Here is a 24,805-nt window from a genome sequence, read left to right as displayed (position 1 = left end):
GATCATGACGCTCGACATCCGCAAGGTCACCGCCCACATCGGCGCGCAGGTCTCCGGGGTGGACATCTCCGAGCCCCTGGACGGCGAGACCGTCGCCGCCCTCCGTGAGGCCCTCAACATCCACAAGGCGCTGGTCTTCGACGACGTCAACCTGGACGACGCGGGCCAGCAGGCCTTCGCCCGCCACTTCGGCGACCTCACCACCGCCCACCCGACGGTCCCCGCCGTCGAGGGCGCGGCGAACGTGCTGCCCGTCGACAGCGAGCAGGGCAGCGCCAGCCACTGGCACACGGACGTCACCTTCGTCCTCAACCCGCCGCAGGCCAGCACCCTGCGCAGCATCACGCTCCCGCCGTACGGCGGCGAGACCCTGATCACCAACTCCGCGGCGGCGTACCGGAGTCTGCCCGACCCGCTGCGCCACCTGGCGGACACGCTGTGGGCCGAGCACACCAACGACTACGACTACGCCGTACCGGCGGAGGACATCGACGAGAAGAAGGCCGCCCAGCGCGCCCAGTTCACGTCGATCAAGTACCGCACCGCCCACCCGGTGGTCCGCGTCCACCCGCTCACCGGTGAACGCGGCCTGTTCATCGGCGGGTTCGCGCAGCGGATCGTGGGCCTGTCGGTGACGGAGTCGCGCACGCTGCTGGACCTGCTCCAGTCGTACGTGGTGAAGCCGGAGCACATCCTGCGCCACCGCTGGTCGCCGAACCAGCTCGTCCTGTTCGACAACCGCATCACCCAGCACTACGCCGTCGACAACTACGACCGCCAGGCCCGCCGGCTGCACCGGGTGACCGTCGCCGGTGACATCCCCGTCGGCATCGAGGGCAAGGAGAGCTACTCGGTGGAGGGCGACGCCTCGCACTACACGAGCGTGGCGGCCTAGTCACGGCCTGTACGGACGGTGTCCGCATAGTGGGCGGCCTCTCCTTCTGAGCGGAGAGGCCGCCCAGACTGTGGGCGTTTTTGCCCCCTGCACGCCGTCTCACGTACTGGACCCATCGCGCTCATGCCCAGCACCACCCCCGTCGAGGCCCCACTCGAGCCCGGCGCCTCCCTCTCCCATGGCCTCAAGCAGCGCCACCTGTCGATGATCGCCCTCGGCGGGGTCATCGGCGCCGGTCTGTTCGTGGGCTCCGGCGCGGGCATCGCCGCCGCCGGTCCGTCGATCGTCCTCGCCTACACGCTCTCCGGGCTCCTCGTGATGCTGGTGATGCGGATGCTGGGCGAGATGTCGGCCGCGTATCCGTCGTCGGGGTCCTTCTCCGCGCACGCCGAGCGCGCGATCGGCCCGTGGGCGGGCTTCACGGCGGGCTGGTCGTTCTGGGTGCTGCTCTGCACGGCTGTGGGCCTGGAGGGCATCGGCGCGGCGAAGATCGTGACCGGCTGGCTGCCGGGGACGCCGGAGTGGGCGTGGGTGGCGCTGTTCATGCTGGTGTTCTGCGCCACGAACCTCGCCGCCGTGAAGAACTTCGGCGAGTTCGAGTTCTGGTTCGCGGCGCTGAAGGTCGGGGCGATCAGCCTGTTCCTGGTGCTGGGGGTGCTGGCGATCGCGGGCGTGCTCCCGGGCACGGACTCGCCGGGCGCCTCGCATCTCACCGACCTCCTCCCGAACGGCAGCGAGGGCCTGGTCATCGGCATCCTCGCCTCCGTCTTCGCGTACGGCGGCCTGGAGACGGTCACCATCGCGGCGGCGGAGTCGGAGAACCCGGTCAAGGGCGTGGCGAGCGCGGTCCGCACGGCCATGTGGCGCATCGCGCTGTTCTACATCGGCTCGATGGCGGTCATCGTGACGCTGGTCCCGTGGGACTCCGAAGCAGTGACGAAAAAGGGCCCGTACGTCGCCGCCCTCGACTCCCTCGGCATCCCGGGCGCCGGCCAGCTCATGAACGTGGTCGTCCTGGTCGCCCTGCTGTCCGCGATGAACGCCAACATCTACGGCTCCTCGCGCATCGCCTACTCGCTGGTGCAGCGGGGGCAGGGGCCCAAGGCGCTGGGCCGGGTCTCCGGCGGGGTGCCGCGGGTCGCCGTCCTCGCCTCCTCGGTGTTCGGGTTCGTGTGCGTGGTGCTGAGCTACTGGCGCCCGAACGACGTCTTCTCCTGGCTGCTCAACATGATCGGCGCGGTCATCCTCGTCGTCTGGATCTTCATCGCCGTCTCGCAGCTGCGACTGCGCCGGCAGCTGGAGCGGGAGGCGCCGGAGAAGCTGACCGTGCGCATGTGGGCGTTCCCGGTGCTGACGTGGGTGGCGCTGGCCGGGATGGCCGGGATCTTCGTGCTGATGGCGCGGGAGGCGGACACCCGGGTGCAGCTGTACTCGACGGGCGTCATGACGCTGGTGCTGGCGGCCGTGGGCTACGCGTGGCAGCGCAGGCGGGCCGCGCGCTGACCTGAAGCGACCACCCGAAAGCCCCCGTGCCGATCACACGGGGGCTTTTTGCTGTTAGCTTGTTATTGCAAGCTACTTGCAACAAGCTCTTGAGGGGACCCGTCATGCCCGTCTACACGCTGCCTGAACTGCCGTACGACTACTCCGCGCTCGCCCCCGTGATCAGCCCCGAGATCATCGAGCTGCACCACGACAAGCACCACGCGGCGTACGTGAAGGGCGCCAACGACACGCTGGAGCAGCTCGCGGAGGCACGGGACAAGGAGCAGTGGGCGGCGCTGAACGGGCTGGAGAAGAACCTGGCCTTCCATCTGTCCGGGCACATCCTGCACTCGATCTACTGGCAGAACATGACCGGCCCGAAGGACGGCGGCGGCGAGCCGCTCGCGGCCGACGGGGTCGGGGAGCTCGCCGACGCGATCACCGAGTCCTTCGGGTCGTACGCCGGGTTCAGGGCGCAGCTCACCAAGGCCGCGGCGACCACGCAGGGCTCGGGCTGGGGTGTGCTGGCGTACGAGCCAGTGAGCGGGCGGCTGGTCGTCGAGCAGGTCTACGACCACCAGGGCAACGTCGGGCAGGGCGCGGTGCCGATCCTCGTGTTCGACGCCTGGGAGCACGCCTTCTACCTCCAGTACCGGAACCAGAAGGTCGACTTCATCGACGCCATGTGGGCCGTCGTCAACTGGCAGGACGTGGCCCGGCGTTACGAGGCGGCCAAGTCCCGTGCGGATGTGCTGCTGCTCGCGCCCTGACGGGTGTATGAATACGTCCTGCTCGTGATCGTCTTCTCACCCTTCACGTGGCAGGCGGAATGACGGAGGCCCCCGCGAGGACGTGACTCGCGGGGGCCTCCTGCCGCGCGTCGGCGCCTACGGCTTGCGGCCCACGCCGCCGTGCTGGCCGATCGGCTCCGGCGTGGTGCCGGCGTCCGGGCGCCACAGGGGGACCGAGACGATGCCCGGCTCGACCAGTTCCAGGCCGTCGAAGAACGCGGTGATCTGCTCGACCGGGCGCAGGAAGTACGGGACGGCGCCGGTCTCGTTGTAGGCGTCCTGGGCCTGCTCGTAGTCCGGGTCGGTGCCGCGCGAGCCGTCGTTGACGCACAGGTAGCTGCCGGAGGGCAGGCCCGCAAGGAGGCGGGCGACGAGGTCCCGGGCGAGGTCGTAGTCGGTGACATGGCCGAGGATGCCGCTGAGGATCAGGGCGGTGGGGCGGGAGAGGTCGAGAGTCTTGCCCGCCTGCTCCAGGATGCGCTCGGGCTCGTACAGGCTCAGGTCCTCGTACGCCGTCACGCCCTCCGGGGTGGAGGTGAGCAGGGCGCGGGCGTGGGTCAGGACGAGCGGGTCGTTGTCGACGTAGACGATCCTCGCCTCGGGGGCGATCCGCTGGGCAACCTCATGGGTGTTGTCGACGGTCGGCAGGCCGGTGCCGACGTCCAGGAACTGGCGTACGCCCGCCTCCTGCACCAGGTACCGGATGCTGCGGCCGAGAAAGGCGCGACTGCTGCGGGCGATGGTGACGATGCCGGGGAAGACGGCGGTGTAGGCGTCGCCCGCCGCCTCGTCCACCGGGTAGTTGTCCTTGCCGCCGAGCCAGTAGTTCCAGATGCGGGCCGAATGGGGTACCGAGGTGTCGATCTCCGTCATGTGCCCATGGTGCTACGGAAGGTGCAGGTCGCACGGCACATTGAGGGAGAGAAGTGCGGCGGATCCCGCGGCGGTCACGCGGAGTTCGGTGATCGCCGCGTTCCGCAACCGCGGCAGGACCCGCCGGTACTCGGCGAGCGGGATGGACAGCAGCTCGCACAGGACCAGCCGCAGCAGGGTGTTGTGGGCGACGACGAGGACGCGCTCGCCGATGTGTGCCCGCGCAATGCGGCGGAGAGCCTCGGTGCCGCGGTCCGCCGCCTCCTTCGGGTCCTCGGCGCCGGGGAACGGGTGCGCCACGGGGTCGGTGCGGAACGCCTCCGCCGCGGTCGGGTTCTCCGTCGCGAACTCGGCGAGCGTACGGCCCTCCACCACCCCGAAGTCGCATTCCCGCAGGCCGGGTTCGGGGTGGGAGGTCAGGCCGAGGGCGCGGCAGGCGGGGGCGGCGGTGGCGATGGCCCGGGACACCGTGGACGTCCAGATCGCGTCCACGGGGTGGGCAGCGGCCCAGCGTCCGAGCGCCTCGGCCTGAGCGCGGCCCTCGTCGGTGAGGGCGATGTCGCTGACGCCGGCGTAGCGGTTCTCGGCGTGCCACACGGTCTGGCCGTGGCGGGCGAGGAGGAGGGTCGTACTGCTCATGAGTCCGCAGTATCCAGGCCGAGCCGGGCGTGCGCATGCGCCGCGACCGGGGGCGGCAGCCAGCCCCGGGCCGTGAGTTCGTCGACCAGGCGGGCGTACGGCTCGGTGAAGCGGGTCGTGCGGTCCGGGCGGGGTGTGACGACCGTACGGACGCGGACCATGCGGTCGGCGATGTCGGGGAGTGTCTCGCCGGTGACTCCGTGGGCCGCCAACGCGGCCATTCCCAGGGCCGGTTCGGTCTGTTCCGGTACGCGTGCCTCGCGGCCGAGGACATCGGCGCGGAGCTGGTTCCAGTACGGGCTGCGGGCCGCGCCGCCGGTGAAGGTGAGGGGGCCGTCGAGGGGGGCGCCGAGGTGGTGGAGGTAGTCGAGGCAGAGGCGTTCGGTGAAGGCGACGCCTTGGAGGAGCGCGGCCCACAGGTCGGCCTCGCCCGCGGGTTCGCCGAGGAGCAGGGCGGTCGCGCCGGGGGCCAGGAAGGGGAAGCGTTCGCCCGGGGAGACCAGGGGGTAGGCGATCGCCCCGGCCGGTTCGTGGCGCGCCGCCTGTGCGTCCATCGCCGCCGGGTCCGCCCCCGCGAACGCCGCCGTCAGCACGCCCGCGCCCACGCTGGAGGCGCCGCCGGGCAGCCAACTCCCGTCGGGCGCACGGTGGTTGTAGACCACGCCGGTCGGATCGTGGACCGGCGTCGGGGAGGCGCCCTTGAGGACCAGGGTGGTGCCGAGCACCGAGTTCCAGGAGCCCTCGCGCAGGGCACCGGAGGCGATCTGGGCGGCGCAGCCGTCCGTCATGCCGGCGACGACCGGAGTGCCGGCGGGGATGCCGGTGTCCTCGGCGGCACTCACGCAGACCTCACCCAGCCGGGTGCCGGGGTGTACGACGTCGGGCAGCTCCGGCGCACCCGGAAGGTCCGGCCAGGTGTCGCCCGCCACGTCGTACCCCGTCTTCAGGGCGTGACTGGAGTCGGTGGGGACGGGGCCGCCCGTGAGGCGGGCGGTGATCACGTCGGGCTGGTGGGTGATCCGGCCCGGGCCGTGGACGCGGCGCAGCCACAGCGCCTTCGGCAGGCCCCAGGTGTTCTGCACCGCGAGGCCCGCCCCGCGCAGCCGCTCCCCCTCCGCCCATGCCCGCCCGTCGTCGTACATCAGCGCCGGGCCGACCGGCCGCGCGGCGCCGTCCGTGAGCAGCACGGTCCCGGACGTCCCGCACACCGCGAGCCCACCCACCCGGGCGGGGCGCTCGCGCAGGGCCGCCCGGGACGCCGTGCACACCGCCGTCCACCACTCCCCCGGGTCCTGTTCGTGCCGTATGCCGTCACGTCTCGCCCGGAGCGGGGCCGAGCCGCTGCCGAGGACCGTGCCGTCGGCCGTGACGAGCAGGGCGCGGACGCTCTGCGTCCCGAGGTCGATCCCGAGCCACGTCTCCTGCTCCATCCCGGCCTCCCGCACATCCAGAACCGTGAACTTCTCACTCTGCCCTGGGATTTCGGCGTGCGCGAGGGATTGACGGCCATCTTCCGCCGTTACACCCTCTGTTATCGAGTCGACTCGACGTGTTACCCCGCACCTGGCCCAGCCCCACCTGGAGGTCACGGATGGACACGCACGCGCACGACCGACGACGTTTCCTCGCGCTCGGCGCCGCCCTGGCCGCGGCCCCCGTCCTGTCCGCCTGCGGTGCCGGGTTCGGCGGGGACGACGACAAGAGCGACGGCTCGGCCGCGGACGACGTCACCGGCTCCTTCGACTGGAAACGCGAGAAGGACACCACCGTCAAGGCGCTGCTCAACAAGCACCCGTACACGGACGCCCTGATCGCCGACCTGAAGGCGTTCACCGAGAAGACCGGCATCAAGGTCGAGTACGACGTCTTCCCCGAGGACAACTACTTCGACAAGCTCACCGTGGACCTGTCCAGCGGACGCGCCTCGTACGACGTCTTCATGCTCGGCGCGTACATGGTGTGGCAGTACGGGCCGCCGGGCTGGCTGGAGGACCTCGGCCCCTGGATGCGCAACTCGGCCGCCACCGGCGCCGAATGGGACCAGGCCGACTTCTTCCCCAACCTCCTCCAGGCCGACCAGTGGTCCCTGAAGGCGGGCGCGCCGCTCGGACAGGGCGGGCAGTACGCACTGCCGTGGGGGTGGGAGACGAACGTCGTCGCCTACAACACCGAGGTGTTCAAGAAGCTCGGCCTCCAACCCGCCAAGACCTTCGACGAGTTGCGGGAGATCGCCGGGGTCATCAAGGACAAGGCGCCCGGTGCCGGGTTCGACGGCATGTACGGCATCGCCGTGCGCGGGTCGCGGAGTTGGGCGACCATCCACCCCGGCTTCATGACCATGTACGCCCGTAACGGCCTGCACGACTTCACGGTCTCCGGTGAGAAGCTCACGCCCGCCATGAACACCCCGGAGGCGATCGCGTTCACGGAGGACTGGGCGGGCATGGTCAAGCAGGGCGGGCCGCCGTCCTGGACGTCGTACACCTGGTACCAGTGCTCCAGCGACCTCGGCGCGAAGAAGGCCGGGATGCTGTTCGACGCCGACACGGCCGCCTACTTCCAGGCCGTCGAGGGGGCCAGCCCCGCCTCCGGGAAGATCGCCTTCCATCCGGGGCCGAAGGGGCCGGGCGGGTCGCTCGCCACCAACATGTGGATCTGGTCGCTCGGCATGAACGCCAAGAGCAAGAAGAAGAGCGCCAGTTGGCTGTTCCTCCAGTGGGCCACCGGCAAGGAGCATCTGCGCAAGAGCGCGATCACGCACAACCACATCGACCCGGTGCGGAAGTCGGTCGCCGACGACGCGGCCTACAAGGACAAGATGCGGCACCTGCCCGGCTTCATCGAGACCTTCGAGACCGTCGTCGACCAGACGAAGATCCAGTTCACCCCGCAGGCCCAGTTCTTCGACGCCACGACCAGCTGGGCCGCCGCCCTCCAGGAGATCTACGGCGGGAAAAGCGCGAAGTCGGTGCTCAACGGGCTGGCGGGCGACCTCGCCGACAAGGTGGGCTGAGCGGCCATGCGGCTCGCCCTGCGCCCGTACCTCCTGATCGTGCCCGCGCTGCTGCTGACCTGCGGAATCCTCTATCCGTTCGGACTCGGCCTGTACTACACGCTCTTCGACTTCTCGGCGAGCAAACCCCAGCCGGACATGGTGCGGTTCGAGAACTACGAGACCGTCTTCACGCAGGACGCGTTCTGGAACTCGGCGTGGGTGACGGTGTTGTACGCGGTGGGGGCGGCGGCGGTCGAGACGATGCTGGGGGTCGCGGTCGCCCTGCTGCTGCACCGCTCCTCGCTCGTCGGCCGGGTGCTGGAGAAGATCCTCATCCTACCCCTGATGATCGCCCCGGTCATCGCGGCGATCATCTGGAAGCTGATGCTCCAGCCGTCCGTAGGAGTCGTCAACCACCTGCTGAAACCCTTCGGGTTGGGCGGTGTGCAGTGGACGGACACCCCGACCGGTGCGCTGCTGTCGTCGATCGCCGTGGACGTGTGGGTCTACACGCCGTTCGTGGCGATCCTGGCGCTGGCCGGGCTGCGGTCGCTGCCCACCTCGCCCTTCGAGGCGGCGGCCGTGGACGGCGCCCGGTGGTGGTACACGTTCCGGCGGCTGACCCTGCCGATGCTGTGGCCGTACGTCCTGGTCGCGGTGATCTTCCGGTTCATGGACTCGCTGAAGGTCTTCGACATCATCTACGCCCTGACCGAGGGCGGCCCGGGTGACTCGACCGTCGTCCTCCAGATCCGGGCGTACCTGGAGGCGATCCGCTTTCAGCGGTACAGCTTCGGGATCAGCTACACGATCGTGCTGTGGGCCGTGGTGTATCTGGCCGCCATGATCCTCGTACGCCACCTCGGGAAGATCCAGCGGAAGGCGGCGGAGGCCAAATGACGCTGCGGAAACGCCTGTTGGGGTGGCTCGCCGATGCCGCCCTCATCCTCTACTTCGTCTTCGCGCTCTTCCCGATCGCCTGGATGCTGATCCTCTCCCTGAAGCCCGCGAACCAGCTCTTCAGCACCTACTTCTCCTTCTCCCCCACCCTCGACGGCTACCGCACGGTCCTCGGCGACAGTGAGGGCATCCCGTTCGTGCGGTTCTTCGTCAACAGCCTGGTGGTGTCGCTGGGGGCGGTGCTGCTGTCGCTGGTGGTCGGACTGCCGGCCGCCTACGCCTCGGCGCGCTGGCGCTTCAAGGGCTCCGAGAACCTGATGTTCACCCTCCTCTCCTTCCGCTTCGCCCCCGAACTGACGGTGATCATCCCGCTGTTCGTCCTCTACGAGAAGCTCGGCCTCTTCGACACGTACGTCGGCATGATCTGGGTTCTGCAACTGGTCACCCTGCCCCTCATCGTGTGGATCATGAGGTCGTACTTCGCCGATCTGACACCGGAGTTGGAGCAGGCGGCCCTGCTGGACGGCTACTCGCGCAAGCAGGCGTTCTTCAAGGTGGCGCTGCCGCTGGTGAAGCCGGGGATCGCGGCGGTGTCGCTGCTGGCCTTCATCTTCGCCTGGAACAACTTCGTCTTCCCGCTCATCCTGACCTCCAACGAGGCCCAGACGGTGACCGTGGGCGCCCTGTCCTTCCTGGGCGGCGACCGGCCCAAGTACAACCTCACGGCGGCCGCGGCCCTGGTCTCGGTCGTACCGCCGCTGCTGCTCGCGCTGCTGATCCAGCGGTATCTGGTGCGGGGTCTGTCCTTCGGGGCGGTGAAGTCCTGATGATCGGGCTGCGGGGCGTCAGGAAGACGTACGGCAAGGTCACCGCGCTGGACGACCTCGAACTGGACGTGCGGGAGGGCGAGTTCTTCTGTCTGCTGGGGCCTTCGGGGGCGGGGAAGACGACGACCCTCAAGACGGTCGCCGGGCTGGAACTCCCCGACTCCGGCACGGTGGAGATCGACGGGAAGGACATGCGGGGCGTGGAGCCCTACGACCGGGGCGTGGCGATGTGCTTCGAGAGCTACGCCCTGTATCCGCACCGCTCGGTGTACGACAACCTGGCCTCGCCGCTGCGCTCGCCCCGGTACCGGGTGCCGCCGGAGCGGGCCCGGGAGCGGATCGGTGAGGTCGCGGAGCTCCTGGGGATCAGTGGGCTGTTGGACAGGCCAATCAGCCAGTTGTCCAATGGGCAGCGGCAGCGCACGGCCCTCGGCCGGGTCCTGGTCCGCCCGGCCCGCGCCTTCCTGCTGGATGAGCCACTCAGCCACCTGGACGCCAAACTCCGCCAGCAGATGCGGGCCGAGCTGAAGGCGATCGGGGCGGTGCGGCGCACGACCACCCTCTACGTCACCCATGACTCGGTGGAGGCCCTGGCCCTCGGCGACCGGATCGGCGTCATCCGGGACGGCCGGATCGTCCAGACGGGGACGCGGGAGGAGATCTGGTACCAGCCGTACGACACGGAGGTGGCCCGCGCCTTCGGACGGCCGCGGATCAATCTGCTGCCGGGGACGGTGACGGGCGGCGGGTTCCGGTCGGTGGACGGGAAGGTGGAACTGCCACTTCCGGCAGGGGCGGCCCTTCCGGCACAGACGAACCCTCCGGCACAGCCGAGCCCTCCGGCCCGGGTGAAGGAGGGCACCGACGTCCTCGTCGGTATCCGCCCCCGTGACCTCGCCCTGCGCGGCCCCGGCCATGAACTCACCGGCACCGTCTACGTCAGCGAGGTCCTCGGCCGGTCCGTCGAGGTCACCGTCCGGCTCGGCGAACAGCATGTGTCCCTGGTGGCCCCGCGCGCGGACGCGGCCGGGCTGCGTCCCGACGACCCGGTACGGGTCACGGTCCGACCTGAGAGTCTGCTGCTGTTCGAGGCCGACCGGCCGCAGTGTCCAGGGCGAAGGATCACGCCATGAGCTCCACGAACCCCACGAACTCCATGGGCAACGCGCCCCAGGGCCCCGCGGCCCGCCAGGCGGCCATGGCCGAGCAGGTCCTGGCCGACGGTTCGGCGACCGCGGCCGAGCTCGCCGAGCGCTTCGGGGTGAGCCTGATGACCATCCACCGCGACCTGGACGAGCTCGAACGGCAGGGCATCGTAAGGAAGTTCAGGGGCGGGGTGACGGCCCAGCCGTCCGGGGTCTTCGAGTCGAACGTGCAGTACCGGCTGAAGACGATGCGCGCGGAGAAGGCGGCGGTCGCCGAACACGCGCTGAAACTCATCGAGCCCGGCATGGCGATCATGCTGGACGACTCCACGTCCACCCTGGAGATAGCCCGCCGCCTCCGCCTCGGCGAGGTCACCCCGCTCACGGTCGTCACCAACTTCCTCGAGGCCATCAACCTCCTCGCCGACCAGCGCGGCATCCATCTCATGGCCCTCGGCGGCGACTACGACCCCCTGCACTCCTCCTTCCTCGGCGTCTCCTGCGTCGAGGCGATCCAGTCGCTGCGGGTGGACGTCTGCTTCGCGTCCACGTCGGCCGTGCACGGGGGGTACGCCTACCACCAGGAGCAGCACATCGTGTCGGTGAAGCGGGCGATGCTCGACTCGGCCGCCCGCAACGTCCTGCTGATCGACCACACCAAACTCGCCCGGGCCGCCCTGCACCGCGTCGCCCCGCTGTCCCGCTTCGACCTGCTGCTGGTCGACGACGGGGCACCGGCGGACGCGCTGCGCGATCTGGACGAACACAAGGTCCGTTACGAGGTCTGTGTGACGAGGGGCGGCGATGACCCGGCTGGAACTACGTGAGCTGCGCAAGACGTACCGCACCCGCGGACGGCCGCCGGTGGAGGCGGTCCGCGGTATCGATCTCACCCTGCGCTCGGGGGAGCTGCTGGGCCTCCTCGGCCCGTCGGGCTGCGGCAAGTCCACCACCCTGCGGATGATCGCCGGCCTTGAGGCGGTGACCGGCGGGGACATCCTCGTGGACGGCGCTTCGGTGGTCCGGGCCCCGGCACAGGACCGGAACATGGGGGTGGCGTTCGAGAACTACGCGCTGTATCCGCCGCTGACGGTGGCGGAGAACCTGGCGTTCGGGCTGCGGGCGCGGCGCCGGTCGGCGCGCGGGGACGTCTCCCGCAAGGTCGCCGAGATCGCCGAGCGCGTGGGCCTGCGGGAGATCCTCGACGCGCACCCCTCGACCCTCTCCAGCGGCCAGAAGCAACGCGTCTCCCTGGCAAGGGCGTTGATCCGCGAACCCGACGTACTACTGCTGGACGAGCCCCTCTCCCACCTGGACGCGGCACAGCGCGACACGACCCGGCGCGAACTCAAGCGCATCCAACGGGACCTGGGCCACACCACCATCCTCGTCACCCACGACCAGGAGGAGGCCCTCTCCCTCGCCGACCGGATCGCTGTGATGAAGGACGGCGTCATCCAGCAGCTCGGCACCCCGTACGAGATCTACGACAGCCCGGCCAATGTCTTCGTGGCGGACTTCGTCGGTGAACCGGCGATCAACCTGCTGCCGGGCACCGCGACGGCCGACGCGCACGCCCGGCTGTCGGACTCGGTCCGGCTCGCACTCCCGACGCCGGTGGCCGAGGGCCGGAAGCTGGTGCTGGGCATCCGCCCGGAGGACCTGCGTCTGTCGGACGACGAAGGCGCCCTGCCCGCCCGGGTGGTGGCCCACGAACCGCTGCTGGAGTCGGGCATCGCCACCCTGGCGCTGGACGGCGTGGACCGGCACCTGGTGGCGCTCACCGACCCGGACGTCCGCCTGGCCCACGACGACCGGGTCCGAGTCGTCGCCGACCGGGACCTCACCCAAGTCTTCGACGCCGAGACGGGAGACAGCCTGCGATGAGCGACGACCCCCTACAGGTGCTGGCAGCCGGCGACCACTTCGTACAGCCGGGGCTGATCGCCCGCGCCCTCCACCACGAGCTCCCCGAACAGGACGTCTCCGTAAGGGAATTGACACTGGGCTGGCCCCTGGACCCGTTCGGCCCGGTGGCCGAGGTGCGGGAGGCGTGCGGTACGGAGGACGAGGTGATCGCGGCCCTGGCGGGCGGCGCGGAAGTCCTGGTCACGCAGATGGCGCCGGTCACCGAACGCGTCCTGGACTCCGCCGCCGAGCGGCTGCGGCTGGTCGTGGTCTGCCGGGGCGGCCCGGTCAACGTCAACCTGGACGCCGCCAAGTCCCGTGACATCCGGGTCTGTTACACCCCAGGCCGCAACGCCGCCGCCACCGCCGAGTTCACCGTAGGCCTCCTCCTCGCCGCCCTGCGCCGCATCCCCCAGTCCCACGACCTCCTTGCCCGGCAGGGCAGTTGGAAGGGGTCGGCGTACTACACGTACGAACACAGCGGTCTGGAACTGGAGGACCTCCCCATCGGCCTGGTCGGCTACGGCGCGGTCGGCAGCCGGGTGGCACGCGTGCTGTGCGCGTTCGGCGCGCAGGTGATGGTGTACGACCCCTACGTCCGCGGCGAGATCCACGGCCTGCGCGTGACGACCCTGGACGAACTCCTCACCAAATCAGCGGCGATCACCCTCCACGCCCGCCTCACCCCGGAGACCCGAGGCCTGCTGGGCGCCCGCGAGCTGGCCCTCCTCCCACCAGGCGCGGTCGTGGTGAACGCAGCCCGCGGCCCCCTCCTCGACGAGGCCGCCCTGTGCGACGCCCTGGAGAGCGGCCACGTATCGGCGGCAGCCCTGGACACCTACGAACAGGAACCACTGCCCCCCGACTCCCGCCTGCACGACCTGGCCGACCGGGTCGTCCTCACCCCACACCTGGGCGGAGCGAGCCGCGCGGTGGCCGAAAAGGCGGCGACGACAGCAGCGCAGGAGGTAGCCCGCTGGGCAAGGGGGGAACCATTGGCCCACTCACTCACCTGACGCCCACGGTCCCAAGGGCGTCGCCAAGTCACCGAGCACAGGCCCACCAAGGCCCACGGTCCACGGGCCACCGGCCGCGAAAGAGCCGGAGGGCGCGCCGGTGTCGAGAGCGCGAACGCGCGGAGGCCCGAAGGGCCGAGCACGATCGCGCTCTCGACACCGGCTGAAAGCGCCCGTAGGCGAAGGAGCCATGACATGTACATCGGGATCGACGTCGGTACGTCCACCGTGAAGGCCGCCGCCTTCGACGCCGAGGGGCGTGAGCTCAAGGTCGCCGCCCGGGCGGTGCGGCTCCGTATGCGGGGCGGGACGGTCGAGCAGGACATGGACGAGGTGTACGGGGCCGTCGTCGCCGTGCTGGAGGAGGTGAGCGGCGAGGCGGTGGAGCTGGCCGGGCTCACCGGGCAGGGTGACGGCGTGTGGCTGCTGGACCGGGTCGGGCGGCCCGTCCGGTCCGCCGTCTCCTGGATGGACGGCCGGGCCGCCGAGCTCGTCGACCGCTGGCTGGCGGACGGCACCTTCGAGACGGTCTTCCGCCGCACCGGCAGCGCGATGTTCCCGGGATGTCCGGGCCCTCTGCTGGCCTGGCTGGACAGTCACGACCCGAAGTCCCTGGACGCGGCGACGGCGGCCGTCTACTGCAAGGACATGGTGTTCCAGCGTCTGACCGGCGCGCCCCGCGCGACGACCGACGTGTCGGACGCGTCGATGCCGTTCCTGGACCCGAGGACCCGCGCCTACGACAACCGTGTCGTGGAACTCCTCGGCCTGACGCACCGCCGCGGCCTGCTCGCCCCGGTCAGCGACCCGGTCGCCACCGGTGAGGCGAGGGGCGGGGGCCTGCCCGCCGGCACCCGTCTCTCCAACGGCCCCTACGACCTCGCGGCCTGCGCCCTAGGCGCCGGTGTCACCCAAGCCGGCGACGGTCTGCTGATCGTCGGCACCTGTCTGGCCAGCCTCGTCGCCACGACCGACCTCGACCTGACCGGCGAACCGGCGGGCCTGTACATCTCCACCGACCGCCCCGGCCACTGGCTGCGCGCGATGCCCGCGATGGTCGGCACGGCCGCCCTGGACTGGGTGCTGTCGACGACCCGCATCGCCCATGACGAGGTCGACGCCCTCCTCGCCGACACCCCGCCCGGCGCGAACGGCGTCCATGTCCTCCCCTACTTCGCGCCCTCCGGCGAACGCGCCCCCTTCGTCGAACCCCGCCTGCGCGCCGAACTCACCGGCGTCTCCCTGGAGTCGACCCCGGCCGACCTCGTCCGGGCCACCTGCGAGGGCATCGGCTACGCGGCCCGGCACTGTCTGGAGGCGGCGGGCCTGACGGGTTCGCTCGCCGTGTGCGGGGGCGGCACCCGCAGCCCCGCGTGGATGCGGCTGCTGGCGGACGTGCTGGGGCGGCCGTTGCGGGTGGTGGAGGGTGAAGTGGGCGCGCGGGGCGCGGTGTTGGCGGCGGCGGAACGGTACGGGGTCGCGCTGGACACCGGCGCGTGGACCCGGCCGACGGCGGTCGTCGAGCCGGACCCGGGGCGGGCGGCGTACTACGCGAAGGGGTACGACGACCATCTGGCGCGGCTGGACGCGGCCCGGGCGCGGGCGCGTGGATGAACAACCCGACGACGAAAGGGAACCGCATGCACCTGAGACGTCGCTCCCTGCTGCTCGCGGCCGCCGCCACGCCGGTGGCCGCGGCCGTGCCCGCCCAAGCGGCGGCCCATCGGGGGCCGTTGGTGATCGGCCATCGCGGCGCGGCCGGCTGGCGGCCGGAACACACGGCGTCGGCGTACACGTACGGCGTCCAGACGGGCGCCGACTGGATCGAACCGGATCTGGTCCCGACGAAGGACCACGTTCTGGTGGTCCGGCACGAGAACGAGATCTCCCAGACGACGGACGTGGCCGCGCACCCGGAGTTCGCGGGCCGGCGGACGACGAAGACGGTGGACGGCCGTTCGGTGACCGGCTGGTTCACGGAGGACTTCACGCTCGCGGAGCTGAAGACGCTGCGGGCGGTCGAGCGACTCCCGCTGGTCCGCAACCGCAACACGGTCTTCGACGGCCGGGACGAGATCCTGACCTTCCAGGAGGTGGTGGACCTCGCCCGCGGGCTGTCGAAGGCGTACGGCCGGACGGTCGCCGTGTTCCCGGAGACGAAGCATCCGACGTACTTCCGGGGCATCGGGCTGGAGTTGGAGCCGAGGCTGGCGTCCGCGATCCGCCGCAACCGGCTCACGGCCCGGGAGTGTGTCGTGCAGTCCTTCGAGCCGTCGAGTCTGCGGCGGATGACGGGGCTCGGCGTGCCGCTGTGGCAGGCGCTGGGGACGACGGGCGGACCGTACGACCAACCGTCCCTCACCTACCGGGACATGATGACCCCGGCGGGTCTGGCGGAGATCGCGTCCTACGCCGACTGGATCGGCCCGGACAAGTCCTCCCTCATCGGCACGTCGGTCCTCGCGGACGCGCACGCGGCGGGCCTGCGTGTGGGGCCGTACACCTTCCGCGCGGAGAACCAGTTCCTGCCGGCGGAGTTCCGGCGCGGTAGCGGAGCGAACGATTTCGGGGACGCGTTCGGCGAGTACGCGCTGTACTACGGACTCGGGGTCGACGCGGTGGTGACCGACTTCCCGGATCTGGCGGTGATCGCCAGGAGAAGCTGAGGAGGGGCCGATGTTCTTCGCGAAGAAGTACTGCCCGACCTGCAAGAAGTACGACCGGAGGTTCCGGAAGCTCGAAGGCCGGGAGTGGACGGTGGTCGAGCAGCGGCATCGCGGCAGGACCGACCTGTGGCGCTGCACCGCCGTGGGCTGCCGTTTCTACCAGCCCGTGCACAACCAGGGCGACGGCGCCCGGCTCCCGGAGGAGTTCCAGAACCCGGCCGCCGAGCCCGCGGAGTGATCCCTACAGGTTGCTGAAGTCCGGGCCCTTGGTCCGGGTGCGCTTGATCTCGTAGAAGCCGGGGACCGAGGCGACGGCCAGGGTGCCGTCCCAGAGGCGGGCCGCGTCGTCGCCCTTGGGGGCCGGGGTGACGACCGGGCCGAAGAAGGCGATCTGTTCGCCGTCGGGGCCGGGGACGGCGATGACGGGGGTGCCGACCTCCTGGCCGACCTTCTCTATGCCCTCCTTGTGGGAGGCGCGCAGCTCGGCGTCGAACTCGAAGTCCTCCTGGTCGGCGTAGTCGATCAGGTCGGCGGGCAGCCCGGCGTCGGCCAGGGCCGCGGCGATCGCCTCGGTCGTCGGGCCCTCGCCGTTGTTGTGGAAGCGGGTGCCGAGCGCGGTGTAGAGCGGGCCGAGGACGTCCGCGCCGTGCTTCTGCCAGGCCGCGGTCACCACGCGCACCGGCTTCCACGCCTTGGTCGCCAGCATGTCCCGGTACTCCTCGGGCAGCTGGTCCAGCTTGTCCTCGTTGAGCACGGCCAGGCTCATGATGTGCCAGCGCACCTCGATGTCCCTGACCTTCTCCACCTCCAGCACCCACCGCGAGGTCATCCACGCCCAGGGGCACAGCGGGTCGAACCAGAAGTCGACGGGGGTCTTCGCGGAGGTGCTCGCGGTCTCGGACATGCGTCTCCTAAGGAAAGTGTTCGATTGCTCGCGACAACGTCGTCCACTCCCGTGCCATTCCCTGCTCCCGACCGTCAGGGGCACATGGCAGGATCGGTGCTGTCCACATACCGAACAGCACCCGCTGTCGACCTCAGGGAGTGCCGCCCGTGCCCGGTGAGAATCTGTCCCGCGACGAGGCCCGGGAGCGGGCCGCCCTGCTGTCCGTCGACGGGTACGAGGTGTCCCTCGACGTGCGTTCGGCCGTGGCGGACGGCGACGAGTCCCCGCGCACCTTCCGGTCCGTCACCACGATCCGCTTCCGCTGCGCCGAGCCCGGCGCCGGCAGCTTCGCCGACCTGATCGCGCCGAGTGTGACCTCCGTCTCCCTCAACGGCCGTGATCTCGACCCGAGCGAGGTCTTCGACGGCTCGCGGATCACGCTGGAGGACCTCGCCGCCGAGAACGAGCTCGTGGTGGACGCCCAGTGCGCCTACTCCCGCACCGGCGAGGGCCTGCACCGCTTCGTCGACCCCGAGGACGGCGAGGTCTACCTCTACACGCAGTACGAGCCGGCCGACTCCCGCCGCGTCTTCGCCAACTTCGAGCAGCCCGACCTCAAGGCCCCGTTCCGCTTCGAGGTGCGGGCGCCGGAGGAGTGGACGGTGTGGAGCAACGGCGTCGGCGAGCGCACGGACGGCGTGTGGCGGTTCGCGGAGACGAAGCCGATCTCGACGTACATCACGTGCGTGGTGGCCGGTCCGTATCACTACGTGACCGACTCCTACTCCCGCACCCTCGCCGACGGCAGCACGCTGGAGATCCCGCTCGGCGCGATGTGCCGCAAGGGGCTCGCCCCGCACTTCGACTCCGACGACGTCTTCCTCGTCACCAAGCAGGGCCTGGACTTCTTCCACGACCACTTCGACTACCCGTACCCGTTCGGGAAGTACGACCAGGCGTTCGTGCCCGAGTACAACCTCGGCGCGATGGAGAACCCGGGCCTGGTCACCTTCCGCGAGGAGTTCATCTTCCGGGGCAAGGTGACGCAGGCGTCCTACGAGGGCCGGGCCAACGTCGTCCTGCACGAGATGGCGCACATGTGGTTCGGCGACCTGGTCACGATGGTGTGGTGGGACGACCTGTGGCTGAAGGAGTCCTTCGCGGACTTCATGGGCACGTTCGCCAACGTGGGCGCGACCCGCTTCAAGGACGCCTGGATCACCTTCGCCAACCGCCGCAAGGCCTGGGCGTACCGCGCGGACCAGCTCCCCTCCACGCACCCCATCACCGCCGACATCCGCGACCTCCAGGACGCGAAGCTCAACTTCGACGGCATCACGTACGCCAAGGGCGCCTCGGTGCTCAAGCAGTTGGTGGCGTACGTCGGGCAGGACGCGTTCCTCGAAGGCGCGCGGCGCTACTTCAAGCGGCACGCGTACGGCAACACGCGCCTCGGCGACCTGCTGTCGGTTCTTGAGGAGACCAGCGGGCGGGACATGGCGGCGTGGTCGCGGTCCTGGCTCCAGACGGCGGGCGTCAACTCCCTCACGCCGCAGGTGCTGTTGAGCGCCGAGGGCCGGATCACCGAGCTGGCGGTGTTGCAGGAGGCCGCCGAGTCGCACCCCGAACTGCGCCCGCACCGGATCGCGGTGGGCCTGTACCGGCGTACGCCCGAGGGCGCTGTCGAGCGGTACGCGCGGGTGGAGGTGGACGTCGACGGGCCGCGTACGGTCGTGCCGGAGCTGGTGGGCGCGGAGGCGCCGGAGCTGGTGCTGGTCAACGACGACGACCTGACGTACTGCAAGACGCGTTTCGACGCGGGGTCGCTGGAGACGCTGAAGGCGCACCTCGGCGATGTGACGGACCCGCTCGCCCGCGCCCTGTGCTGGTCCGCGCTGTGGAACATGACGCGGGACGCGCTGCTGCCGGCCCGTGACTTCGTGGATCTGGTACTGCGCTTCGCGGGCCGCGAGTCGGACATCGGCGTGCTCCAGATGCTGCACGCCTGGGCGAACTCGTCGCTGGTCAACTACGTGGCGCCCGAGTGGCGTCCGACGGGTGAGCGGCTGCTCGCCGAGGGGGCGCTGAAGGAGCTGCGGCTGGCGGAGCCGGGCAGCGAGCACCAGCTGGCGTGGGCGCGGTTCTTCGCGGCGGTGGCGTCCGGCGAGGCCGATCTCCAGCTGCTCCAGGGCTTGTTGGAGGGTTCGGCGAAGATCGACGGTCTGACGGTGGACCAGGAGATGCGCTGGGCGTTCCTCGGTCCGCTGGCCGCGCACGGGGTCGCGGACGAGGAGGTGCTGGCGGCCGAGCTGGCCCGCGACGACACCGCGTCCGGCAAGCGCCACCAGGTCCGCTGCCTGGCCTCGCGGCCGTCGGCGGCGGTGAAGGCGCAGGCGTGGGCGCAGGTGGTGGAGTCGGACGCGCTGTCGAACGCGCTGGTAGAGGCGACGATCGGGGGCTGGAACCAGTCCTCGCAGCGGGAGTTGCTGGCGCCGTACGCGGAGAAGTACTTCGCGGCGATCGAGCGGGTGTGGGCGGACCGGTCGATCCAGATCGGGATGGACGTGGTGCGGGGCCTGTTCCCGTCGCTCCAGGACTCCCCCGACACCCTCGCCGCGACGGACGCGTGGCTGTCGGCGCACGAGGACGCGCCGCCGGCGCTGCGCCGGCTGGTGCTCGAGGCGCGGGACGACCTGGCGCGGGCGCTGCGGGGTCAGGCGTGCGACGCGAAGGCGGGCTGAACAACCGCCGACCTTTGCCCTGAGCTTGGGCAGTAGGTAGCCGTTACGAAGTTCAGTCAATAACGGCCGTAACCCCTGGTCCACCCCATTCGGACCAGGGGTTTTCGCCGCCTACTCGGCATCCGAACACCCGTCCTTTAGTACCGTGTTGTCCGCATTTATCGACAGGCACGTAACAGCGGTTAGAGGCCGGTCCGGCGGCGGGAATCCCCGCTGCATGAACCACAACACCCCGGTCCCCCCGCTCTCCCCCCGCCCGGTCCGCCACCTCTCGGAGGTGCACCGCCGGGTGATGACGACGGCGCAGCTGCGCACGCACGGCGTCTCGCCGGCCGACGTGAACGAGCAGTGCCGCCCCGGCGGCCCCTGGCAGCAGATCCTCCCGGGCGTGGTCCTGCTCCACCCCGGCCCGCCGACCAGCGAGGAGCGGCTGCACGCGGTCCTGATGTACGCGGCGAAGGAGCGCCCGGCGGGGGTCCCGGCCCAGCCCGGCGCGGAGGACGCGCACGCCCCGGCGTACACGGAGGCGATGCTGACCGGCCTCGCGGCCCTGACCCTGCACGGCTTCACGTCCTCGCCGCCGCTGATGGCGGTCGACAAGATCGACGTCCTGGTCCCGCGGCTGCGCCGGCTGCGCTCGACGGGCAGCGCGCGGATCGTCCGTACGGCGTCCCTGCCGACCCCGCAGCAGGTGACGGGCGTCCCGGTGGCGCCGGTGCCGCGCGCGCTGGCGGACGCGGTGTCGGAACTGACGGACGCGGGCGCGGTGCGCCGGCTGCTCACCGAGGCCGTCCGTGGTGGTCACTGTGAACCGGCGGCGGTGGTACGGGAATTGAACGCGGCGAAGCTGCTGTCCCGCCCGCACGTGGTGGACGCGGTGGACTCCCTCCTCGCCGAGGGCCGGGCCATCGCTGAGGACCGCCTCTACCGCATGGTCCGCGAACACGGTCTGCCGGACCCGGTCTGGAACGTCGACCTGCGCCTGCCGGGCGGCCCGCACCTCGGCGGCCTGGACGCGTACTGGCCCGAGCAGGCCGTGGCGGTCGAACTGGACACCCGGGCCCCGCGCCAGGACGAGGACGCGCTGTGGTCGGAGTACGCCCGCAAGCGCGAGCACCTGGAGCGGCTCGGCATCACGGTCGTCCACATCACCCCGAGGAAGCTCCGCGAGTCGATGGAACAGCAGGCGGCCGTGGTCCGTACGGCCCTGATGGCGTCCGGCGACCGCGACCCGGCCGCGTATGTCGTGGTCCTGCCCCGGTAGTGACGGACCGGGGCGCGACCAGGAGGGGAGAGGAGGGGCCGCCGGGCGGAGGGGACCGGGCGGCCCCTCCTCGTGTGCACGGTCAGGACGTCGGGTAGCCGATCAGGGACAGGTCCTTTGCGAGGTCGCCCAGGGTCAGGGACGGGTTCAGCCGGGAGACCACGGCCTGGGTCAGCGGGCGCAGGGACCAGACATGGCGTACGGCGTCGAGGTCCACGTCGGTCTCGTAGTACTCCTCGGCGAACTCCCGGTAGCCCTCGGGCCGCCCGTCGAGCAGCGCCTCGAAGAGCCACTCGGCGCTATCGTCGTCCTCGGCGGCCTCGACGTCTCCCGCGCGCCAAGCGGTGTCGGCGGCCTCCCGCCAGAAGCACACCGTCGCCAGCGGCGTCCCGTTCTCGTCGGTGAAGGCGGGCTCGGTGACGTACGCCTGGAACGCCTCGGGGAGCCCGTCGAAGAGGCCGGGCCAGGGCTCGTGGTCCTCCTGGGCGTACGGGCTCATCGGCGACTCGTGGTCGAAGCCGCGGACGTAGGCGCCGGCCGGCGAGAACACGATCGCGTACTCGTTGCCGCTCCCGTCCCGCATCGACGCCATCTCCTCGGTGGGCGACCAGCGGGCGGCGTACGAGAAGTACCGGTCCTCCCAGTCGGGGGACAGGACGGCGTCGAGCACGGCCAGGGCGCGGGAGCGGTCGCGGAGGACCGCTATCGCGGGCAGGCGGCTGATCAGGGCGTGGACGGACATGCCCTCATCCAAGCGCAGGCCACTGACAAGCCGCACGATCAGAACGCCGCCGCGTCCCCGTGCCACCTCCTGTGCACCCACAGCCGCTCACCGGCCACCTCGGTGCGGGCCCAGAGCCCGGACAGCGGGCCGATCCCCGTGCCGAGCGGCAGTCGCGCGAGCACCCGCCTCGGCTTCACCGGCCCGAAACGGCCGTACTCCAGCACCACGACCGCCCGGTCCGTCAGGAGCACCACGCGGCGGCTGAAGAACGCGCTGGAGGCGACCGCGCCGATCAGCCCGGTCGCGATCCCCCAGGGCACGCCGGACAGTTCCGCCAGCTCGGCCGAGCCGACGGCGAGCCGTATCGCCACCACCGCCGCCACGAAGAACACGGCCTGCCACCAGGGGCTGATCCCGCCCTGCGCCAGCACCACCCGCCCGATCCGCTCACCGGGTTCCAGAAGACCCTGCGAACGCCGGCCGATCCGTTCCGCCTGCCGCGACATCACGCCTCCCCACCCGCCGACATCACGCCGAGCAGTGTGTCAGAGGCCCCTCACAGCGGTTCCGGCAGGCTGGGGCGGGGTGTCGTGGCCGTGTGGATGCCGTCCAGCAGGGCCGCGTACGACGCGATCATCCTCGTACGGCTGAAGCGTTCGCGGCTCGCCGAGAGGGCGCCCGCCAGGTCCGGGCGCGCGGTCACCGCCCGCGTCCAGGCCGTGGCGATCGCCGTCGGGTCCGGTGGGGTCACGAAGCCGTGGCCCGCCACGATCGCCGCGCTGTCGCCGACGTCCGTCGTCACCGGTACCGCGCCGCACATCATGCCCTCGATCAGGCAGAGCGGGGCCGCCTCGCCCCAGGCGGAGGTCAGGGCGACCACGTCCGCCGCCGCGTACACCGTCTCCATGTCCCGGCGCACGCCCAGCAGATGCAGCCGGGTGCGGTCCACCGCGCCCAGCCGCGCCACCAGGTCCGGGTTGGCCGGGGTCATGCCCGTCCCGCACATCAGGACGTGACCCTCCGGCTCCCGCCGCAGCCACTCCGCCGCCGCCCGCAGGAACAGCGGGACGTTCTTCATCGCGTCGTAGCGGGCGGCGAGGACGACCACGGGGGCGGACGCGGGGATGCCCGTGGCCGCGCGGAACGCCGACCGCCGGGCCGGGTCCGGGCGGAAGCGGAGGAGGTCGACGCCGTTGGGGATGACGTGCAGGAGCTCGGCGGGGATGCCCGCCGCCCGGTACGCCGCCCGCGTCGACTCCGCGCAGCACACGGCGGCCGCGACCGTGCCGTCGGCGATGGCCGCCTTCAGCGCGTCCAGCGCCTCGCCCTGGTTCTCCGGGTCCGAGCGGTGCAGACAGACCACGACCGGGCGGCGGGGCAGGCCCGACTGGTTCAGCAGGGCCAGCGGCTGTTCCTTCAGGGACAGGATGACGTCCGCCGCCGCCATCGCCCTCGCCGTTTCGGCCAGGTCCGGCCCGGTGAACGCGGCCGGATCACCCTGCCTCCGGTCGAGGGCGGAGACCACCACGCCCGCCGAGGTCAGCGCGCGATGGCAGGCGTCGTCCGCCATCCGCTGGCGGGTGGCCTCCCGGTACATCTCCGCGTGCACGCTGAGCACCTGGTGGCGCTGGCCGCCCTCCACCAGGCCCAGCACCACATCGGTGTGCACGATCCGGGCGCCGCCGGAGAAGAAACCCTCGTAGACCGACAGCACCCGCAGCCCGTGTCCCGTACGCACACGACCACCCGCCTTGCACTCATATCGAGCCATCCCCGTGAAGTGCGGGTTAGCCGATATGAGGCGGTACGGACGTTACGTCCGGATGAACGTGGCGCTTCGTGTCCGGGTCGGCGTGGCTACTCGCCGCAGAACTCCGCCTCGACGACCGCGACCGCGTCCCCGGACCAGTCGCCGTTGAAGTTGAAGGCGAGGGAATGCCGGCCGTCGCCGGTGGTCAGCGCCACCGACTGGGAGCCGTGGATGCCGCCGTCGTGGCCCCAGACGCGCACGCCGCAGCTGAGCCCGACGCCCGACAGCCCCAGTCCGTACCCGGCGGGCCCACCGGTGGCCACCGTGGTCTTCATCTCCTTCAGCTGCTCCGGCGGGAGCAGCCGTCCCTTCAACAGGGCCGTGTAGAAGCGGTTCAGGTCCTTGGAGTCGGAGATCATCCCGCCGGCCGCGCCCGCGAGGGACGGGTTGAGCTTCGTGACGTCGTACGTCGGTCCCGTCGTCGTCTCCGCGAGCTTGGAGTAGGCGCGGCTGCTGGGCCGCGGGACGGTGACGCGGGTGCCGGGGACGGAGGTGGCGTGCAGGCCGAGCGGCTTGATCACCCGCCGCCGGATCTCGTCGCCGTACGGCGACCCCGTCACCTTCTCGATCACCATCCCCGCGACGATGTAGTTGGTGTTGGAGTACTTCCACGACGTGCCGGGGGCGAACTCCGGCGCGTGGCCCATGGCGACCGCCACCAGGTCCCGCGGCGACCGGGTGTCGTAGCGGTGCTCGAAGAAGCCGTCGGCCAGGAAGTAGGTCCGGCCGAAGTCCTTGTCCTCGGTGTAGTTGTAGATCCCGCTGGTGTGGTTGAGGAGTTGACGGAGGGCCACCTTGCTGCCGTCGTGGCCGTTCCCCCGCACCACGCCCGGCAGCCACTTCTCCACCGTGTCGTCCAGCGACAGCCGTCCCTCGGCCTCCAGTTGGAGCAGTACGGTCGCCACGAAGGTCTTGGTGATGCTGCCGATGCGGTAGCGGTCGTCGGCCGAACGGGGGGCGCCGGTGCGCAGGTTGCCCACCCCGGCGGTCGCCGACCAGTCGTCCGCGGTGACCGTCACGCCGGGCACGCCGTCCTTCACGGCGGCCTCGATCGCCTCGCGGGTGGCCTCGTGGTCGCCGTGGCCTCTCGGGGCGGCGAACGCGGGTGCCGCCAGTGCCGCCGACAGCACCACCGCCGTCACCGCCACGAGAGTCGTCCGTACGGTCCTCATGTTCTTCCCCTTCCGGCCTTCGCTGCTGGTCGGGGAGGGAGACACGGCTGGAATCGTCCGGGGTTGAG

At 71.0% G+C, this 24,805-nt stretch carries 23 protein-coding genes; 15 read left to right on the top strand and 8 right to left on the bottom strand.

Going from position 1 to position 24,805, the window contains the following annotated elements:
* The first annotated feature begins 4 nt into the window (after window positions 1-4).
* The 3 genes from IQ210_RS02320 to IQ210_RS02310 all read left to right on the top strand — a co-directional run bounded on the left by IQ210_RS02320 (window position 5) and on the right by IQ210_RS02310 (window position 3,150).
* A complete protein-coding gene (locus tag IQ210_RS02320; protein ID WP_194076334.1) occupies window positions 5-895 on the top strand; it encodes a TauD/TfdA dioxygenase family protein in 891 nt (296 codons plus the stop codon).
* A 123-nt stretch (window positions 896-1,018) separates the two neighbouring features.
* A complete protein-coding gene (locus tag IQ210_RS02315; protein ID WP_194076324.1) occupies window positions 1,019-2,398 on the top strand; it encodes an amino acid permease in 1,380 nt (459 codons plus the stop codon).
* A 104-nt stretch (window positions 2,399-2,502) separates the two neighbouring features.
* Window positions 2,503-3,150 carry a superoxide dismutase gene (locus IQ210_RS02310; RefSeq protein ID WP_194076321.1) on the top strand — a complete coding sequence of 216 codons (648 nt, stop codon included), beginning with the start codon at window positions 2,503-2,505 and terminating at the stop codon, window positions 3,148-3,150.
* Between the two features lie 117 nt (window positions 3,151-3,267).
* Here the strand turns inward: IQ210_RS02310 and IQ210_RS02305 are convergent, their stop codons facing one another.
* From IQ210_RS02305 to IQ210_RS02295, 3 genes are read right to left on the bottom strand one after another with little or no spacing between them, the layout of a single operon-like run.
* Window positions 3,268-4,044, bottom strand: coding sequence for an SAM-dependent methyltransferase (locus tag IQ210_RS02305; protein ID WP_194076319.1), 777 nt, complete (start codon window positions 4,042-4,044; stop codon window positions 3,268-3,270).
* 12 nt (window positions 4,045-4,056) lie between these two features.
* On the bottom strand, window positions 4,057-4,683 hold the full coding sequence (locus IQ210_RS02300) for a histidine phosphatase family protein (RefSeq protein WP_194076317.1): 627 nt from the start codon (window positions 4,681-4,683) through the stop codon (window positions 4,057-4,059).
* On the bottom strand, window positions 4,680-6,113 hold the full coding sequence (locus tag IQ210_RS02295) for an FGGY-family carbohydrate kinase (RefSeq protein ID WP_194076314.1): 1,434 nt from the start codon (window positions 6,111-6,113) through the stop codon (window positions 4,680-4,682). Before IQ210_RS02295 ends, IQ210_RS02300 begins: the two co-directional genes overlap by 4 nt.
* A gap of 161 nt (window positions 6,114-6,274) precedes the next feature.
* Here IQ210_RS02295 and IQ210_RS02290 point away from each other — a divergent pair, with 161 nt between their 5' ends.
* The 10 genes from IQ210_RS02290 (at window position 6,275) to IQ210_RS02245 (ending at window position 16,378) form a co-directional block, all read left to right on the top strand.
* Window positions 6,275-7,696: an ABC transporter substrate-binding protein gene (locus IQ210_RS02290; protein ID WP_194076311.1), complete on the top strand. Its 1,422-nt coding sequence runs from the start codon at window positions 6,275-6,277 to the stop codon at window positions 7,694-7,696.
* Between the two features lie 6 nt (window positions 7,697-7,702).
* A complete protein-coding gene (locus IQ210_RS02285) occupies window positions 7,703-8,578 on the top strand; it encodes a carbohydrate ABC transporter permease (RefSeq protein WP_194076309.1) in 876 nt (291 codons plus the stop codon).
* Window positions 8,575-9,405, top strand: coding sequence for a carbohydrate ABC transporter permease (locus tag IQ210_RS02280; RefSeq protein ID WP_194076307.1), 831 nt, complete (start codon window positions 8,575-8,577; stop codon window positions 9,403-9,405). Before IQ210_RS02285 ends, IQ210_RS02280 begins: the two co-directional genes overlap by 4 nt.
* Window positions 9,405-10,538, top strand: a complete 1,134-nt coding sequence (locus tag IQ210_RS02275; RefSeq protein ID WP_194076305.1) for an ABC transporter ATP-binding protein — start codon at window positions 9,405-9,407, stop codon at window positions 10,536-10,538. The genes IQ210_RS02280 and IQ210_RS02275 overlap by 1 nt, the downstream gene beginning before the upstream one ends.
* Window positions 10,539-10,561: 23 nt before the next feature.
* On the top strand, window positions 10,562-11,377 hold the full coding sequence (locus IQ210_RS02270; protein WP_194077052.1) for a DeoR/GlpR family DNA-binding transcription regulator: 816 nt from the start codon (window positions 10,562-10,564) through the stop codon (window positions 11,375-11,377).
* Window positions 11,355-12,437: an ABC transporter ATP-binding protein gene (locus tag IQ210_RS02265; protein WP_194076304.1), complete on the top strand. Its 1,083-nt coding sequence runs from the start codon at window positions 11,355-11,357 to the stop codon at window positions 12,435-12,437. The genes IQ210_RS02270 and IQ210_RS02265 overlap by 23 nt, the downstream gene beginning before the upstream one ends.
* Window positions 12,434-13,474, top strand: a complete 1,041-nt coding sequence (locus IQ210_RS02260) for a 2-hydroxyacid dehydrogenase (RefSeq protein WP_194076303.1) — start codon at window positions 12,434-12,436, stop codon at window positions 13,472-13,474. The genes IQ210_RS02265 and IQ210_RS02260 overlap by 4 nt, the downstream gene beginning before the upstream one ends.
* A gap of 195 nt (window positions 13,475-13,669) precedes the next feature.
* Window positions 13,670-15,088, top strand: coding sequence for an FGGY-family carbohydrate kinase (locus tag IQ210_RS02255; RefSeq protein ID WP_194076302.1), 1,419 nt, complete (start codon window positions 13,670-13,672; stop codon window positions 15,086-15,088).
* A gap of 26 nt (window positions 15,089-15,114) precedes the next feature.
* On the top strand, window positions 15,115-16,140 hold the full coding sequence (locus IQ210_RS02250; RefSeq protein ID WP_194076301.1) for a glycerophosphodiester phosphodiesterase family protein: 1,026 nt from the start codon (window positions 15,115-15,117) through the stop codon (window positions 16,138-16,140).
* 10 nt (window positions 16,141-16,150) lie between these two features.
* Complete coding sequence (locus tag IQ210_RS02245) at window positions 16,151-16,378, top strand: hypothetical protein (protein ID WP_194076300.1); 228 nt, start codon at window positions 16,151-16,153, stop codon at window positions 16,376-16,378.
* A 3-nt stretch (window positions 16,379-16,381) separates the two neighbouring features.
* Here IQ210_RS02245 and IQ210_RS02240 read toward each other — a convergent pair whose 3' ends face one another.
* Complete coding sequence (locus IQ210_RS02240) at window positions 16,382-17,044, bottom strand: mycothiol-dependent nitroreductase Rv2466c family protein (RefSeq protein ID WP_194076298.1); 663 nt, start codon at window positions 17,042-17,044, stop codon at window positions 16,382-16,384.
* 149 nt (window positions 17,045-17,193) lie between these two features.
* Between IQ210_RS02240 and pepN the strand changes: the two genes are divergently transcribed.
* Both pepN and IQ210_RS02230 read left to right on the top strand, forming a co-directional pair.
* On the top strand, window positions 17,194-19,767 hold the full coding sequence (gene pepN, locus IQ210_RS02235) for an aminopeptidase N (protein WP_194076288.1): 2,574 nt from the start codon (window positions 17,194-17,196) through the stop codon (window positions 19,765-19,767).
* 217 nt (window positions 19,768-19,984) lie between these two features.
* Window positions 19,985-21,031 carry a hypothetical protein gene (locus tag IQ210_RS02230; RefSeq protein ID WP_194076287.1) on the top strand — a complete coding sequence of 349 codons (1,047 nt, stop codon included), beginning with the start codon at window positions 19,985-19,987 and terminating at the stop codon, window positions 21,029-21,031.
* Between the two features lie 82 nt (window positions 21,032-21,113).
* Here IQ210_RS02230 and IQ210_RS02225 read toward each other — a convergent pair whose 3' ends face one another.
* From IQ210_RS02225 to IQ210_RS02210, 4 genes are all read right to left on the bottom strand, one after another.
* Complete coding sequence (locus tag IQ210_RS02225; RefSeq protein WP_194076286.1) at window positions 21,114-21,773, bottom strand: hypothetical protein; 660 nt, start codon at window positions 21,771-21,773, stop codon at window positions 21,114-21,116.
* A 38-nt stretch (window positions 21,774-21,811) separates the two neighbouring features.
* A complete protein-coding gene (locus tag IQ210_RS02220; protein ID WP_194076285.1) occupies window positions 21,812-22,261 on the bottom strand; it encodes a hypothetical protein in 450 nt (149 codons plus the stop codon).
* Between the two features lie 50 nt (window positions 22,262-22,311).
* The gene (locus tag IQ210_RS02215; protein ID WP_194077049.1) at window positions 22,312-23,469 is read right to left on the bottom strand and encodes a glycosyltransferase; all 1,158 of its coding nucleotides are present in this window, start codon (window positions 23,467-23,469) and stop codon (window positions 22,312-22,314) included.
* A 143-nt stretch (window positions 23,470-23,612) separates the two neighbouring features.
* The gene (locus tag IQ210_RS02210; RefSeq protein ID WP_194076284.1) at window positions 23,613-24,737 is read right to left on the bottom strand and encodes a serine hydrolase domain-containing protein; all 1,125 of its coding nucleotides are present in this window, start codon (window positions 24,735-24,737) and stop codon (window positions 23,613-23,615) included.
* Between the last annotated feature and the right edge of the window lie 68 nt (window positions 24,738-24,805).

This window comes from Streptomyces justiciae (assembly GCF_015163075.1).
Classification (GTDB): Bacteria; Actinomycetota; Actinomycetes; order Streptomycetales; family Streptomycetaceae; genus Streptomyces; species Streptomyces justiciae.
The sequence above is the reverse complement of the archived record's forward strand: the minus strand, read 5'-3'. Positions and strand labels throughout refer to the sequence as shown.

Excerpts from the sequence above, each read along its gene's own strand:
- IQ210_RS02320 (WP_194076334.1), top strand. The coding sequence starts at position 5 with ATGACGCTCGACATCCGCAAGGTCACCGCCCACATCGGCGCGCAGGTC.
- IQ210_RS02315 (WP_194076324.1), top strand. The coding sequence starts at position 1,019 with ATGCCCAGCACCACCCCCGTCGAGGCCCCACTCGAGCCCGGCGCCTCC.
- IQ210_RS02310 (WP_194076321.1), top strand. The coding sequence starts at position 2,503 with ATGCCCGTCTACACGCTGCCTGAACTGCCGTACGACTACTCCGCGCTC.
- IQ210_RS02305 (WP_194076319.1), bottom strand. The coding sequence starts at position 4,044 with ATGACGGAGATCGACACCTCGGTACCCCATTCGGCCCGCATCTGGAAC.
- IQ210_RS02300 (WP_194076317.1), bottom strand. The coding sequence starts at position 4,683 with ATGAGCAGTACGACCCTCCTCCTCGCCCGCCACGGCCAGACCGTGTGG.
- IQ210_RS02295 (WP_194076314.1), bottom strand. The coding sequence starts at position 6,113 with ATGGAGCAGGAGACGTGGCTCGGGATCGACCTCGGGACGCAGAGCGTC.
- IQ210_RS02290 (WP_194076311.1), top strand. The coding sequence starts at position 6,275 with ATGGACACGCACGCGCACGACCGACGACGTTTCCTCGCGCTCGGCGCC.
- IQ210_RS02285 (WP_194076309.1), top strand. The coding sequence starts at position 7,703 with ATGCGGCTCGCCCTGCGCCCGTACCTCCTGATCGTGCCCGCGCTGCTG.
- IQ210_RS02280 (WP_194076307.1), top strand. The coding sequence starts at position 8,575 with ATGACGCTGCGGAAACGCCTGTTGGGGTGGCTCGCCGATGCCGCCCTC.
- IQ210_RS02275 (WP_194076305.1), top strand. The coding sequence starts at position 9,405 with ATGATCGGGCTGCGGGGCGTCAGGAAGACGTACGGCAAGGTCACCGCG.
- IQ210_RS02270 (WP_194077052.1), top strand. The coding sequence starts at position 10,562 with ATGGGCAACGCGCCCCAGGGCCCCGCGGCCCGCCAGGCGGCCATGGCC.
- IQ210_RS02265 (WP_194076304.1), top strand. The coding sequence starts at position 11,355 with ATGACCCGGCTGGAACTACGTGAGCTGCGCAAGACGTACCGCACCCGC.
- IQ210_RS02260 (WP_194076303.1), top strand. The coding sequence starts at position 12,434 with ATGAGCGACGACCCCCTACAGGTGCTGGCAGCCGGCGACCACTTCGTA.
- IQ210_RS02255 (WP_194076302.1), top strand. The coding sequence starts at position 13,670 with ATGTACATCGGGATCGACGTCGGTACGTCCACCGTGAAGGCCGCCGCC.
- IQ210_RS02250 (WP_194076301.1), top strand. The coding sequence starts at position 15,115 with ATGCACCTGAGACGTCGCTCCCTGCTGCTCGCGGCCGCCGCCACGCCG.
- IQ210_RS02245 (WP_194076300.1), top strand. The coding sequence starts at position 16,151 with ATGTTCTTCGCGAAGAAGTACTGCCCGACCTGCAAGAAGTACGACCGG.
- IQ210_RS02240 (WP_194076298.1), bottom strand. The coding sequence starts at position 17,044 with ATGTCCGAGACCGCGAGCACCTCCGCGAAGACCCCCGTCGACTTCTGG.
- IQ210_RS02230 (WP_194076287.1), top strand. The coding sequence starts at position 19,985 with ATGAACCACAACACCCCGGTCCCCCCGCTCTCCCCCCGCCCGGTCCGC.
- IQ210_RS02225 (WP_194076286.1), bottom strand. The coding sequence starts at position 21,773 with ATGTCCGTCCACGCCCTGATCAGCCGCCTGCCCGCGATAGCGGTCCTC.
- IQ210_RS02220 (WP_194076285.1), bottom strand. The coding sequence starts at position 22,261 with ATGTCGCGGCAGGCGGAACGGATCGGCCGGCGTTCGCAGGGTCTTCTG.
- IQ210_RS02210 (WP_194076284.1), bottom strand. The coding sequence starts at position 24,737 with ATGAGGACCGTACGGACGACTCTCGTGGCGGTGACGGCGGTGGTGCTG.